We start from the raw sequence: 14,713 nt of genomic DNA on the forward strand, positions 1-14,713 counted from the left end.
AATTTAATCTACTTCATATTCCAATTTAATTGTAATACTCGCTTCTTTTTCTTTTGAAGAGGTATTAAAAGTACCTCCATAAGAATAATCTTCATTAGAATTGGGTGCTGTAATCTGAATAACACCCATTGTTGCTTTTTTTAGATTTCCTAAACTACTTCCAGAATTTTGCGCAATTTTTTCAGCTCGTTCTTTGGCATCTTTTGTTGCGGAAGCAATCATCTCCTGCTTTACTGTTGCCAATTTTGTATAGAAATAATTTGGAGACGAAGAGGTAAACTCAATTCCACGATTGATGATTTCTGTAATATTTCTTGAAAGATTTTCAATTTTAGCTACTTCTTTGCTTTCGATAGAGACTTTCTGAGAAAGATTATATCCCGAAAACTCTCCCTGAACATAATTTCCGTTTGAATCATTATAACTTCTAAATTGTTTCTGAATATCAACAGAAGAAAAAACGATTTCGCTTTGCTTGATTCCTTTTGATAATAAATAATCGTTGATGACTTTTCGGTCTAAAGCTAATTCATCATAAGCCGATTTCAAATCATAATTATTTTTAGAAAAACTTCCGGACCAGGTAATCAAATCAGAAGTAAACTGTTTCGTTCCTAAGCCTGTTACAGAAATCGTATTTTCAGATTTATTTCTGTTTTTAATGGCATTCCCGAAAAGCCCAAGACCAATGACAAATCCTAGAGCTCCGACTGCAACAGCAATAATATTCTTGTTCATAAAATATTGTGAATTTGTTTGATATAACTTTAAAACTGTTTTTAAATATATTCATTACATCAATTCTTATTCCAAATTTTAAGATTTTATTAACATTTATTATTGTTTGCTACTTTTTAATCTTTCGAGATAAATAGGTATAGCTTCTTCCATTCTCAATAAAACACCAGATAAGTTTTTGGCTTTTACGTACGTTCTCACATAAGGTTTCTCATAAAAAGAAAATTCTATAAATTCCGATATTTTATTTTCAGGAATTCCTGCTTTTGTAAAATATTCATCATCTACCCTATCTCGAACCCATTTAATATGTTCCTGCAAATCATCATATTTGTACTGGCGTTTTTGCCTTCTCGCTTTCCCACTGATTAAATCATAAACACCCTGAACATTCAACTGACCTAAAAGTATTGGAATCAAAACCTGCTTAACTTCAGCTGGTTTTTCTCTCATTTTTCCTACAGGCTGTGGCAGACCTACAGCATCTCGTACTTGTTCGCCTTTATCAACTTTTGCCACAGCTCGAGAATCCGTTTCTAAATCTCCAGTTGGTTTTTTGGAGACTTTGACCTCCTCAATAACCTCAGGAATCTTTATCATTGTAATCAATAAAAAAGGATTGGAATCATTAGTAAGAACTCTTCCTGAAATTCTTTCATAACCAACGCGGATAAACCTTAGTTCATCATTTTTTGAGGCATCGATAGAAAATTCTCCTGAAGTATCACTATAAGTTTTAGTGTCTGTATTGATGTTGATAATTGTAGTTCCGGAAAGAGCGATTCCGTTTTCATCTTTGATTCTTCCTGTAATTTTCTGTTGAGAAAATACACTCCCAAACATAAAAATCATCATTAAAATCAAAAAATGCTTCATGAAATCAAACTTATTGTTTTATACATAAGTCATACTAAAAATGAGAATGTTACATGTAAAATTCTCAATTTCCAACTTTATTAGTCTGAATATATTTTGAAAAAGCGATGCTCAATTCGGCTTTTATTTCAGCAACGTTAAAAGTTTTTCTGTATTTCTTGGATAATTCACGGGTTTCTTCCGCATATAGCAGAAAACTATCTATCTGCTCTTCTGTCATTCCATATTTTTTAGCAAAACTAAGGTCTAAAGATTTTACCCTATTGATAAAATCTTGAGTTTCTTTGTAAGTAGGCTTTGTAATTTTAGGTTCAGTTGCTTTTTTCACCAAACCTTTAGCAAGATTAAAAACACCAATCAAATCTGCCTGACCAACCTTGAAGTCATGCCCTGTAAATGCTTTTGAAACCTCATTCTTCGGCAGTGGTTCTTTTAAAGGACTTCTCATATAATCATTTAACCCGGATTTCAATGAAGCCAGCTTCTTAGAATCTCCGTAATGCTTACTGTCTCTTTCTAAATTTCCGGTCGGTTTATATGCTATCTTAACCTCCGGAATCAAAGTTTCAGCACGTAAAAGAAGAACATTCATCAAGCTCGTTATATTTTCCCCTGAAACTTTTCTGTCAGTTCTATAAAAACCCTCCTTTACGAAACGAATTTCATCATTTTCATTAGCTTCGACCGAAAAATTTCCAAAAGAATCAGAAAAAACAGTTTTATTATTCGTAATATTTTTCACTACTACTGTACTTAACGCCAAACCGTTATCATCAATAATCTTTCCGCTAATTTTTTGCGCGTTAATATTGATAAAAGCCAGAGTAAATAAGATAAAAAGAAGTTTAATTTTCACGGAAAGTTTTTTTTACAAGGCAAATCTAAAATTATTTTTACATTAAACTACAAGTTTAACCTCAGTTAACGTGTTTTAGCAAATCTTTTAGACTTTTGTATCTAAAACTGTTAAAATACTCAATCAAAATTGTTAAAATTTTCATCAAATTTTAGCTAAATTGCACCTTCAATTCTTCTCAAAAAATGCAAAATTCTTATACAGTCATCAACGCTTCTGCAGGTTCGGGGAAAACGTACGCGCTTGTTCAGAGACTTTTGATGATTTGTCTTCGATATCCTAATCAGCAACAATCTATTAGGAATATTTTGGCATTGACTTTCACCAATAAGGCAGCCAATGAAATGAAGGAAAGAATTTTGTCTTGGCTGGGTAATTTTGCTGCTGATAACTTTGCTGAAAATAATGACTTAAAAAATATTCAAAAAGCATTTGAAGAAGAAGGATTAAAAATCACGATTGATGAGCTACATCATCGTGCAAAAAAATTACTCGATTACATACTTCACAACTACTCTACGCTTAACATCGGAACAATCGATCGCTTCAACTCAAGGTTAGTGAGAAGTTTCTCGTATGAATTAGGATTGGCAAAAAATTTCAACCTAGAAATTGAAGCAGAACCCTTTTTGATTGAAGCCGTTGATAAAATGCTCGACCAAATCGGGGAAAATGAAATTATCTCAAATTCATTTATGGATTATGTAGATTACAGCCTTGAAAATAACGAAAGAATTAATTTAAATAAAAACCTTTACGATTCGGCAAAGGAGTTTGTAAAAGACATTCATTATGAACACCTTAAGGACAATAAAGACTTTGATAATACCAACTACGAAAATATCAAAAATGCACTCCGAAAAGAGATTGTTTCCAATAAAAAGCAGGCTGTTGATTTAGCCACAAAATCCATCGAGCTATTCAAATCCAGAAATATTGAAATTGAGGATTTTTCCGGTGGAAAAAAGAATGGACTAGGTTTATTCTTTCATGAAGTTTTAAGATTTAATAATAAAGAAAGAGATAAATTTCCTTTTCCAACAAATGAAGAAACAGCAATCAATAATTATCAAAAAATTGTTGCAACTAAATCAAAAAGTAAAGAATCTTTGGTTGGTGAAATTCTGGAACAGTTGCTGGAGAACAGAATGCAACTGATTCTTTTATATATAGAAACACAGAAAAAAGAGAAAATTTTATCTGCTCTTCTTCCTTTAAAAGTAAACAAGGACATCCAAGATGAACTGAAAAAAATTGAAGAAGAAAATGATTTGGTTTTGCTTTCAAAATTCAACATTCTCATCAACGAAAATCTTAAAAATGAACCTTCTGCCTTTATTTACGAAAAGGTTGGTTCTCAGTTTCAACATTATTTTTTCGATGAATTTCAGGATACTTCCGAGCTTCAGTGGCAAAATTTTGTCCCGCTAAGAGATCATTCTGTTTCTACTGAAAATACTTCTTTTACATTAGTTGGAGACCCTAAACAAAGTATCTATCGTTTTCGAGGTGGAGAAAGTAAATTGATGTTGGATATTATCAATAAAAAGGAAGTTTCGCCTAAAGAAGCAGAACTTTTAGTATTAAAAGATAATTGGCGAAGCGCGAAAAATATTGTTCATTTTAATAACGAACTTTACCAATTCCACTCCAGAGATTTAGTAGAAGAGCATAAAAATATTTTCGGAATTGATGCAGAGCAAAATCCGAAATCATCTATAGAGGGTCGTGTAAAAGTAAATCTCATTGAAAATTTAACCAACGAAGACTTCTACAATGATACAGCCGAAAGAATGAGAAAAAATATTCAGGAAAGTTTAGATAATGGTTTTAAGTTTTCCGATATTACCATTCTTTGTAGAGGAAACTTCGATATTTTCAGTTATTCCCAAAAATTGGGTAGTCTAAAAGTGAATTATCAAGGTGAAGAAACCAATATCAAAACAATTTCTGAAAAAGGTCTTACCTTAGAGTTATCCAATACTTTAAAGGCAGTTATTGAATTCCTAAAATGGGAAACAAATCCTAAAAACAAACCCAATTTAATCATGATGATGTATCATCTGAATTCTTTGGGAAGAGTTTCTATGAAAGATTTCACACTGGAAATGAAAGCAATTCTGGATTTAGATACACATGAAGAAATCCTTCAATTTATTCAGGAAAAATATTCCATCTGGTTAAAACTAGACAACTTTCCGAAGTTCAATCTATATAATTTTGTTGAATATTATATCAACGAATTTTCTGTAGAAAATAAAGAGACTGATTTTTTATTGAATTTCTTAGAAATGCTGTTTAATTTCACACAAAATGCCGGGGCAAGTACAAAGGAGTTTTTAAAATATTGGGACGAAGAGGCTTCAAAACATACCATTCAGGCGTCGGATAATATTGATGCCATTCAGATTATGACAATTCATAAAGCGAAAGGTTTGGAATTCCCAATTGTTTTTATTCCGATGATGAATAAAAACCGTGATACCGAATTCACCAACTGGTTTGAAACAAGTAGTAATACGGCATTGAAATCCGTTAATATTAACCAGTTCAACAAAAACCTGGAAGTGTATGATGAAGAAATTGAAATTTTCAACAAACAAAATTCTTATAAAAACTTTGTTGACCGATTGTGTTTACAATATGTTGCCACAACCAGACCTGTTGAACAACTGTTCTTTTATATTCAAAAAGCTAATAAAACGTCTAATAATCTAGAAATTCTAGAGTATCTTCAATCTAAAAACACTGAAAACCTTGACGAATTTGATTTGTATGATATTCATCCTGAAATGCTGAAAAAGCAATCAAAGGATAAGACATCTCATTTTGAAACAAAAGACATCCGAAATCTTAAAAATATCAACGAAAAAAGTACTTCAATAAAAATTGCCACTCCGTCTAAAAACTATCAGGTTCGTAACGAAAAGGTAAGAGTTGGGCTTTTCGTACATGAATTATTATCAAAAATCAATACTCAAAAGGATATTACAAAAGTTTTGGAAAGCTATGTTTTGGATGGACAAATTACTCTTGAAGAAAAAAATGAAATTCAGGAAACTTTAGAACAAATCGTAAAACAATACTCAGAATTTTTCGATGATAAATGGAAGGTCATCAACGAAAAAGATATTATGATTTCCGAAAACGGAGAAAGTAAAATCTATCGTCCTGACCGAATTTTACAAAGCAATGAAGGATACATCATTGTAGATTTCAAAACTGGTGAAAAAACAGAGAAAAACGAAAAACAGATTGAAAATTACAAATACATTTTAGAAAGTCTTGGCAGAAATGTTATTAAGACTCAGTTGATTTATTTATAATAATACGGCGGCACCTTTGGTGCCGCCGTATTATTATAATCTTATAAAAAATCTTCTTATGCCGTTGTATCAGGAGTGAAAACTCTTTGAGCCAATTCTTGGTCAAAAAGATATAAAGCCGATGGGTTATCACAAACCATTTTAATTTTAGTAACATATTGTGATGCACTTGCCTCTTCTTCTACCTGTTCGTTGATGAACCATTGTAAAAAAGAAGTTGTAGCGAAGTCCCCCTCCTCATTAGCATTCTTTACAATATTGAAGATACTTTTTGTAACTTTTTTCTCATGCTCCAATGCTTTCTCAAAAATATCTACAGCATTTTCAAACTCATGCGGAGGTTTTGCAATTTCTCCAATAATGATTTCTCCTCCAACATCATTTAAGTAATCAAACATTTTATCTGCATGCATTAGCTCTTCCTTGCTCTGAACTCTGAAATAATTTGCAATCCCGTCTAAATCTTTTCCTGAAAACCAAGCAGACATAGAAAGATAATATTGAGCAGCATATTGTTCGTGAGCTATTTGTTCGTTAATTAATTTTGCAATTTTCTCGCTAACCATAAGTAATAAATTTATACCCAAAATTAGTGAATAAAAGCCCGAAAACAAAAGTTTTTAATGAAAATTAATATAAAAAGGACGGAAATTCATCCGCCCTCTTAACATTAAAAAATCAAAATTATAAACTATTAATTTGTTTATTGAACTGGTGCATTCATTGGTTTCTTCATCATTTTTCCTCCTCTCATCCCTTTCTCTTTCATTGCTACTTTTCTTTGCTCCATTTTAGCTTTTCTATCAGTCTGCCATTTATCATATTGCTCTGGAGTTAAGATTTTTTTCATATCAGCATCCATCTGAGCTCTTTTAGCCTTTCTTTCTTCCATTTTAGCTTGTCTTTGTTCTTTGTTTTTCTCAAATTCAGCTTTCATTTCAGATTTTCTTTTTTCATGAAGTTCTTTGATTTGAGATACCTGAGATTGATTTAAGTTCAAATCTTTCTGCATCTGTGCTAAATGTTCCTGCTCTTTTTGTTGCATTTTTTGCTGGAATTCAGCTCTTTTTGCCTGTTTATCCTGTGGAGTTGTCTGTTGAGCCATTACAAAACTTCCCATTCCCATAAATGCTATTGCTAATACTAACTTTTTCATTTTAAAAATATTTAATTAATTGTTATACATCTTTTTGATTATTAGTTAAAACTAAAGTTAAACGGAATTTTTCATAAAAAATGTTAAATTTACTTATCGATATATAAAAAAATAAAAAGGACAAACCTCAAAGATTTGTCCTTCACACCACTTAAATATAATATATGAAAATTAATTATTCGCTAACCTACTTCTAAACCCTGAATTTCCTCTATTTTCATTTCCGTGTCCGCGATTTTCCTGTCTTGGAGCAGAATTCTCATTTCTTTGTCTGAACCCACCTTCATTATTTCCTCTGAAACCCTTATTTTCGTTTCTTGTAGGCGTTTCTCTTCTCATTTCACTGTTTCCTCCTCGAAATCCCCCATTATTCCCCCTATTACCATTATTATCAGCTCTTTCATTTCGGAAACCTCCATTATTTCTTATTCCGTTGTTATCTTTTCTGAATCCTCCTGAATTATTGTTTCTGTTGTTATCGGCTTGTCCACGAAAGCCTGAATTTCCATTATTTACAGAGCCTCTAAATCCATTATTAGGTCTATCACTTGTTCTTCTTACAATATTAAAAGTAGGATTATCCATTCTACGGAATTTTGCTCTATCAACTCTGTAAATATTAATATTTACGTTTCTATAACGAGGTATTGGTCTACAAATAGATGCATAATGAGTTCTTCTGTAGTTTTGGAAATACACTACAGGATGATATCCTCTATAATAATTGTTTTGGAAAACAACAAAAACTCTTGGTCCTAAAATCCTTTGCAATGCATAGAATCTGTCATAATACCATCTGTCTGGATTATATCTATAGAAATTATTCCATGAAGAGAAGCTTATGTACAGATTATTTAGTCTTAAAATTTGATTAATCTGCCAAGGAGCTAATCTGTTTTGTGTAAAAAATACATTCCAGTTTATATTTACAATACTATTTCTGTAATCATTATAATTACTTTGATAATAATCCTGAGGATAGTAATCTTGAGGATAATTGTAGTAATAATCATCAGGGAAATAATTCTGGTCATCCTGATCAGTATAATATCCATTATCATTCTGATAATACCCGTCATCATCCCATCCATTATTCGGATATTGCTGAGCAAACGACAAAGTCGTTAAACTCATTACAAAACCTATCAATATTTTTTTCATTTTCTTAGTCGTTAATTGGTTAATATATTAGTAGAATATCTCTATCCTGTCTTTTTGATATAAATAAAAAAAAGAAGTTAAATCTTTCGATAAAACTTCTCTTAATTTATATTTAAACAACTGATAATCAAATGTTAAATTTACGCCCTACCGCTATCTTTAACCCAATTTGCTATTTTTTGATTAAAGCTATTTTTATTAACTAAATCTTCAATATTCAGATGCATTCTGTATCGCCAATAATGTGGGAAAACAGCCGGATTATTAATTCTTTCGTTATCTATTTTCGGATTTGTAAGCTCTTTATCAGTCGCTAAAAACTCCTGAAGAGGGAAAATTGCCAACATTGCATCATTGTAAAGGTGTTGTTTCATAATGATTTCAGCTAAATGAGAATCAAGTTCTTCAGGAGCTTTTCCGTATTGAATGAGTTGCTGATTAAAATATTTTTGAGTGAGAGCAGGATCTTCTTTCCACCATTGTCTCAAAGTTGAACTATCGTGAGAAGAGGCTGTTACTACATTCAGATAACCTGCGTTTCTAGGGTTGTAAAAAGGAATGTTTTCTGAAGGCATACGCTGAACTTTCAAAGCAATAATTGCCAATTCATCCATTACAACAGGTACACAGTCTGGAACTAAGCCCAAATCTTCACCACAAATAAGCATTTTGGTAGCATTAAGAATCATAGGAAGCTTTTCCATTGCCTTTTCGTACCAAAGTTCGTCTTGCCTTTTGAAGAAATAATCATGATACTGCTCATAAATAGCTTTTCTCTCCCAATCCGAGAGATATTTATAAGAATCTGTATTATAAACATTAAATCTCGGATGATAAACAACTTGTCCGTTTCTTTCTTCTACCAAAAATAAAACATTAGCACAAAGAGAAATCAATTGTTCCTCAATCTGACCTCTAGGATTTTCTTTGAAAAAATCAGACAATTTTCTCTGCGTATCAAATTCTGGCTTGAAAGAATAGGTTCCATCATGATTATTACTGATAAACTCAAGTGCTTTTCCGCTATTTTCTCCAAAATAATTCCAAATAATTTGGTCATTAATAAAAGGTTTGCAATATCTGTCAAAATTAAACGGGATATGTCTTGCATTAAATTCTTCAAGAGTAATTGGAACGGCAGGATAAAAATATCCCAAAATTCCCTGAGTGGCAGAAATAGGCATTCTCCAGATTCTGAAAAATCCCAAAATATGGTCAATTCTCATCGCATCAAAATATTGCTCCAATGCTTTGAATCTGTTTTTCCACCATTTATAATTATCCGCTTTCATAGCTTCCCAATTATAGGTAGGAAACTCCCAATTTTGCCCTAGTTCTGTAAACTGATCAGGTGGTGCTCCTGCTTGAAAATCCATACCGAAAAGCTCCGGTTCTGCCCATGCTTCCACAGAATATCTATAAATACCAATCGGTAAATCGCCTTTCACAGAAACACCTAAACTATGAGTATAATCAATGGCATCTTTTAATTGCTTATGAAGTTGATACTGAACCCAGGCATGAAGCATTGAAGCATCATAATCTTTACTTTTTGCACTGAAAAAGGGTGCAATTTTTCCTGCGATATATTTTTTATGAGTTTTCCAATCGTTAAAATTAGGAGTTTTGTATTTATCTCTCAAAACACAAAAAGCAGAATAAGGGAGTAGCCAACTTTCATTGTCTTTAATGAATTTTTTAAAGTTTCTATCCTTATAAATCGTTTCCTTTTTATCATTAAAAACAGCTTTCAGATATTTCCATTTTCCGGAAATCATCTTTTCGTAATCAATAAGCTCCAAAGAATTTAATTCATCTTTTTCTTTCTTATAATCATCAACTAAATCTTTAGGTATATTAAAATCAAGATTTTCTAAAGAAATATATTGTGGATGCAAAGCATAGACAGAAACAGCTGCATAAGGATAAGAATCTGTCCAGGAATAATTTGCGGTAGTATCATTAATCGGTAAAATCTGAATAATCCCAAGCCCTGTTTCTTTATTCCAGTCTGCTAATTTTTTTAAATCTGAAAATTCTCCGACACCAAATCCGTTTTCGCTTCTTAAAGAGAAAACCGGTACAGCAACACCTGCTGCATGATACATTTGATATAGTTTGAATTTGAAATAATGATTAGATACAATCTGCAAAACATCTTTAGCGTGATTCGGTATCGTAAATCTGTTTTCACCTGTTTCTACATCAATCACCTTTCCTGCTGCTGTATCATAAATACAATATTTATATTGGATAAATTCGTTTTCAGGAATTTCTACAGAAGTTTCCCAAACGCCAAAATCGGTTTGAGACAAATGAATCACCTTCTCATAATCCCAGTTTCCTAAAGAAGTTGTACTCCCAAACAATACAATTTTCCAATTTGGATTATAAATTGGAGCTTCAATTCTGAATAAATGAGTATGTTTTTTTAAAACGGTAACCTTTTCAGGCTTAAATTGATTTAGTTTATTATAGAGAATTTTATTATTCAAATAATTCTCCGGGAAATTTTTATTATTCCATTCGTCAAAAATGACAAACTCTTTATAATTGTGGGGGAAATTAAGGTGATGCTGAACAAATTCTTCTCTCAAAATATTCCCCTTTTCATCAACCAACTGATAATTGTATGAAATGGATTTTGAAAAAAAATCAACTTCACATTTCCATAAACCATTTTCAGCATAAAGCATCACATGAGTTTGCGGAACAGCTCCTTCTTCATTGATTACCAACAGCAAAGTCTCTCCAACTTTTACGTTGTATCCTACATTAAAGTATAGCTTCATTTATATTTTTTTATAAAAGTACATTATAATCTCGAAAAACAAAACTTATTGAATATCAAATATTCATTAAAAAAACCTTTTCAAAAAGCATGAAAAGGTTTTAAGTTTAAGCAAAGTTAAAGATTATTCTACAACTAAAATTTTCTTATTTAATAATATTTTCCCAGATTCATCAGTAATATTAACCAGATATGCTCCATTAACTAGATTTTTCAAATAAACCTGCTGATGCAAAGAACCGTCTTTTACAGAAAAATCCTGATTCATTACATTTTTGCCTGATAAATCAAAAACATTCATTTTAATTTTACCTTTTATCGACTTATCATTCAGATTGATATTGATAAATTTTTCATCTACTCTTGTAGGGTAAATATCCAGATTCGCAAAAACAGAACCTGAAGTAGCTCTATTATTTACAAAATATTTACTCGCCAAATCATAAATATGTAAATTCTGCTCACCTTCAATTTGTTTTGCCTGTAATGTATTCAAATCTACCTCATATAAAGAAGCTCCTTTTGCACTTGCAATCACAACTTTTCCATTTGCATTTACCGCAGAACCATTTACAGAGTAATTTTCAGGAATTCCCGAAATTTTTCCGACAAATTTTGCTTTTAATTCTTTAGTTGATATTTTAAAAACATTTCCAGATGTTGCAAAAACATAAAAGTTATTTTCTGCATCAGCAATCATATCTCCACCAAAACCTGTTTCAATGGCAGTAAATGAATTCTTCCCGTTGGAAGCATCATCTTTAATTATTCCTAAATCATTAACAACATATTGACTTCCTTTTTTACTAATCTGTAAAAACTGCGTTCCTGCGTTATTGATCGCATAAATATTACCGTCATATCCTGTTGTCATTCTTGTCATGTGAGAATTAATATCACACGATGTTACTCTGGCAACATTATTTTCCACCAAAGTAATTTCTTTTGTTTTTTGATTTAAAACATAAATATTGGAAGAAAACATCGGCATATACACCAAATTGTTATTAGAAGAATCATACGCTAAAGTAGCCATTGTGATTGCCTGAGAATTGTTATAATTATTCTTATCCTCAGTTACAGATGCGTTTCTTGCTTGTGAGAAAATTTTTACAGGAGAATCTGCCGTGAAAATTTTTTCTCCGGAAGTTCCGTTTGTTGCATCAATGGCACGGAAATCACTAAAGACAATACTAGAGGTGTCTTTTCCTACCAAAGCAAAAAAATCTTGCTGTGCATGAGCATTTGCACCTAGCAACAGCAAGAATAGAGGGAATAAATGTTTTTTCATACATGTAGAATTTAGATTCGTAATCATTTTATTATTACTAATTTACATAATTTTTAAATTGAATTATAATTTTTTTTGATTAAGATTAAAACAAAGATTTCTACTTTATCAAAATGATAAAATATGGACATAAAAAAACTCCCACAAAATGTGAGAGTTTATCATAATTATTTCTAAAATTCTAATTCAAAACATAGGTTGTGCCATCCCTTCCGTCTTTCAGCTCAATGCCTTCAGCAAGAAGTTTGTCCCGAATCTGGTCTGAAAGCTCAAAGTTTTTAGATTTTCTTGCCTGATTTCTTAGTTCAATTAAAACCTGCAATGTTTGATCTAGCTTCTCATTATTATTTTCCTCAATAGTCTGCAAACCTAAAACCTCAAAAACGAATGCATTCAAAGTAGATTTTAAATCCTCTAAATCTTTAGTTGAAATAGTTTCCTTATTATCATTTAAGGCAAAAATAAATTTAACAACCTCAAATAAATGTGCAATTAAAATAGGTGAATTAAAATCATCCGTTAAAGCATCATAGCATTTATTTTTCCATTCTTCCAGGTTGAAGCCAGATTGTTTTTCATCGTTTGGAGTGATTGAATTTAATACTTTTACAGCTTCCATTAATCTAATGAATCCTTTTTCACTCGCTAACATCGCATCATTAGAAATATCTAAAACGCTTCTGTAATGAGCCTGTAAAAAGCAAAAACGTACAATTGACGGATGGAAAGGCTTTTCAAAGAAATCATTTTCACCAGTTACCAATTGCATTGGCAAAATATAATTTCCGGTTGACTTACTCATACGTTGAGAATTCATTGTCAACATATTAGCATGCATCCAATAATTTACAGGAGCAGCATCATTACAAGCCTTACCTTGTGCTATTTCACATTCGTGGTGAGGAAATTTCAAGTCCATTCCGCCTCCGTGAATGTCGAAAGTTTCACCCAAATATTTTGTACTCATTGCTGTACATTCAAGATGCCATCCCGGAAAACCTTCTCCCCAAGGCGAATTCCACCTCATAATATGTGCTGGAGATGCTTTTTTCCACAATGCAAAATCTTGTGGGTTTTTCTTTTCTCCCTGCCCGTCCAAATCACGTGTATTAGCAAAAAGTTCTTCTATATTTCTTTTTGACAGTTCACCATAATTCAAGCCTCTTTTGTTGTATTCTAGTACATCAAAATACACAGAACCATTGCTTTCATAAGCAAAACCTCTTTCAATCAATTTTTGGGTAAGTTCAATCTGCTCAACAATGTGACCTGTGGCTGTAGGTTCGATATTCGGAGGTAATAAATTGAACATATCCAGAACTTTATGAAAATCTACTGTATATTTTTGCACGATTTCCATTGGTTCTAATTTTTCAAGACGGGTTTGTTTTACGAATCTATCATTATTTACATCTCCGTCATCGGTAAGGTGACCTGCATCGGTGATATTTCTTACATACCTTACTTTATATCCCAAATGCATCAAACTCCTGTAGATAAAATCGAAAGAAAGGAAAGTTCTCACATTTCCTAAATGTACATTACTGTAAACTGTAGGTCCACAAACGTACATCCCAACATTCCCTTCTAAAATTGGCTTAAATATTTCTTTTTCTCCCGCAAGCGAGTTGTATATCTTTAATTGCATTTTTTATTCTTGATTTAATGATTTTTTTAAGTTTAATTTCAAAATTTTATAGTTAAAAATTCGAGGTCTTTTAACAACATCCTTTGCAACAACAAATAATCGTTGTCACAAAAATTTTATCTGAAACTTTTTTAAATTTAATCATTATTTATATTTCATTAAGCATTGACTTAATAATCTAATTTCGCATGGCTTCCTACATAATGCAGGAACTCTTGTCTTGTAATAGGGTTGGTTCTGAAAATACCACTTAATTCTGCTGTGATGGTAGAACTTGCCGTGTCTTTTATTCCTCTACAATTTACACAAAGATGTTTTGCATCAATGATACAAGCCACATCTTTTGTTCCTAATGCTTCCTTTAAAGCATCTACAATCTGCATGGTCAATCTTTCCTGAACCTGAGGTCTTTTCGCATAATAATCAACAATTCTGTTAATTTTTGAAAGACCAATCACTTCGCCATTTGAAATGTAAGCAACATGCGCTCTTCCTATAATCGGTAAAAAATGATGTTCGCAGAACGAATATACAGTAATATCTTTTTCCACCAACATTTGGCGGTATTTATATTTATTCGAAAAAGTAGAAATTCCCGGTTTGTTCTCAGGAAGAAGGCCTCCGAAAATTTCATTTACGTACATTTTAGCAACACGTTTCGGAGAATCTTTCAAGGAGTCATCAGTCATATCCAAACCTAACGTTTCCATGATTTCTCCAAAAAGCTCAGTGATTTTTTCTATTTTTTCCTGTGGCGATTTATCAAAAGCATCTTTCCTTATAGGCGTGTGTTCTTTTCCCGTGAAAACATCATCGTCGTTATCAGTAAAATCAACCATTTTTTTTATTTAATTTGCAACAAAAATACGG

At 31.8% G+C, this 14,713-nt stretch carries 11 protein-coding genes; 1 reads left to right on the forward strand and 10 read right to left on the reverse strand.

Translation table 11 applies throughout. From position 1 onward, the window contains the following. Positions 1-3: 3 nt before the first annotated feature. From OH806_RS12060 to OH806_RS12070, 3 genes are all read right to left on the reverse strand, one after another. Entirely contained in the window at positions 4-738 is a 735-nt protein-coding gene (locus OH806_RS12060) for an SIMPL domain-containing protein (protein ID WP_264743939.1), read from the reverse strand. 99 nt (positions 739-837) lie between these two features. After that, the gene (locus OH806_RS12065; protein WP_264743940.1) at positions 838-1,614 is read right to left on the reverse strand and encodes a carboxypeptidase regulatory-like domain-containing protein; all 777 of its coding nucleotides are present in this window, start codon (positions 1,612-1,614) and stop codon (positions 838-840) included. Between the two features lie 64 nt (positions 1,615-1,678). Then, on the reverse strand, positions 1,679-2,470 hold the full coding sequence (locus OH806_RS12070) for a hypothetical protein (RefSeq protein ID WP_264743941.1): 792 nt from the start codon (positions 2,468-2,470) through the stop codon (positions 1,679-1,681). A 185-nt stretch (positions 2,471-2,655) separates the two neighbouring features. Here OH806_RS12070 and OH806_RS12075 point away from each other — a divergent pair, with 185 nt between their 5' ends. Then, positions 2,656-5,796, forward strand: a complete 3,141-nt coding sequence (locus OH806_RS12075) for a UvrD-helicase domain-containing protein (protein ID WP_264743942.1) — start codon at positions 2,656-2,658, stop codon at positions 5,794-5,796. Between the two features lie 56 nt (positions 5,797-5,852). Here OH806_RS12075 and OH806_RS12080 read toward each other — a convergent pair whose 3' ends face one another. The 7 genes from OH806_RS12080 to folE all read right to left on the reverse strand — a co-directional run bounded on the left by OH806_RS12080 (position 5,853) and on the right by folE (position 14,682). Then, positions 5,853-6,362, reverse strand: a complete 510-nt coding sequence (locus tag OH806_RS12080) for a ferritin (protein WP_264743943.1) — start codon at positions 6,360-6,362, stop codon at positions 5,853-5,855. Between the two features lie 137 nt (positions 6,363-6,499). Beyond that, positions 6,500-6,952, reverse strand: coding sequence for a hypothetical protein (locus OH806_RS12085; protein WP_264743944.1), 453 nt, complete (start codon positions 6,950-6,952; stop codon positions 6,500-6,502). A 171-nt stretch (positions 6,953-7,123) separates the two neighbouring features. After that, positions 7,124-8,113, reverse strand: coding sequence for a hypothetical protein (locus tag OH806_RS12090; RefSeq protein ID WP_264743945.1), 990 nt, complete (start codon positions 8,111-8,113; stop codon positions 7,124-7,126). Between the two features lie 140 nt (positions 8,114-8,253). Further along, the gene (locus OH806_RS12095; protein WP_264743946.1) at positions 8,254-10,905 is read right to left on the reverse strand and encodes a 4-alpha-glucanotransferase; all 2,652 of its coding nucleotides are present in this window, start codon (positions 10,903-10,905) and stop codon (positions 8,254-8,256) included. Between the two features lie 123 nt (positions 10,906-11,028). Then, entirely contained in the window at positions 11,029-12,195 is a 1,167-nt protein-coding gene (locus tag OH806_RS12100) for a T9SS type A sorting domain-containing protein (protein ID WP_264743947.1), read from the reverse strand. Between the two features lie 181 nt (positions 12,196-12,376). Then, a complete protein-coding gene (cysS, locus tag OH806_RS12105) occupies positions 12,377-13,843 on the reverse strand; it encodes a cysteine--tRNA ligase (protein WP_264743948.1) in 1,467 nt (488 codons plus the stop codon). A 170-nt stretch (positions 13,844-14,013) separates the two neighbouring features. Then, a complete protein-coding gene (gene folE / locus OH806_RS12110; protein ID WP_264743949.1) occupies positions 14,014-14,682 on the reverse strand; it encodes a GTP cyclohydrolase I FolE in 669 nt (222 codons plus the stop codon). Positions 14,683-14,713 lie beyond the last annotated feature (31 nt).

The sequence above is a fragment of the Chryseobacterium oryctis genome, assembly GCF_025971925.1.
GTDB classification, from domain to species: Bacteria; Bacteroidota; Bacteroidia; order Flavobacteriales; family Weeksellaceae; genus Chryseobacterium; species Chryseobacterium oryctis.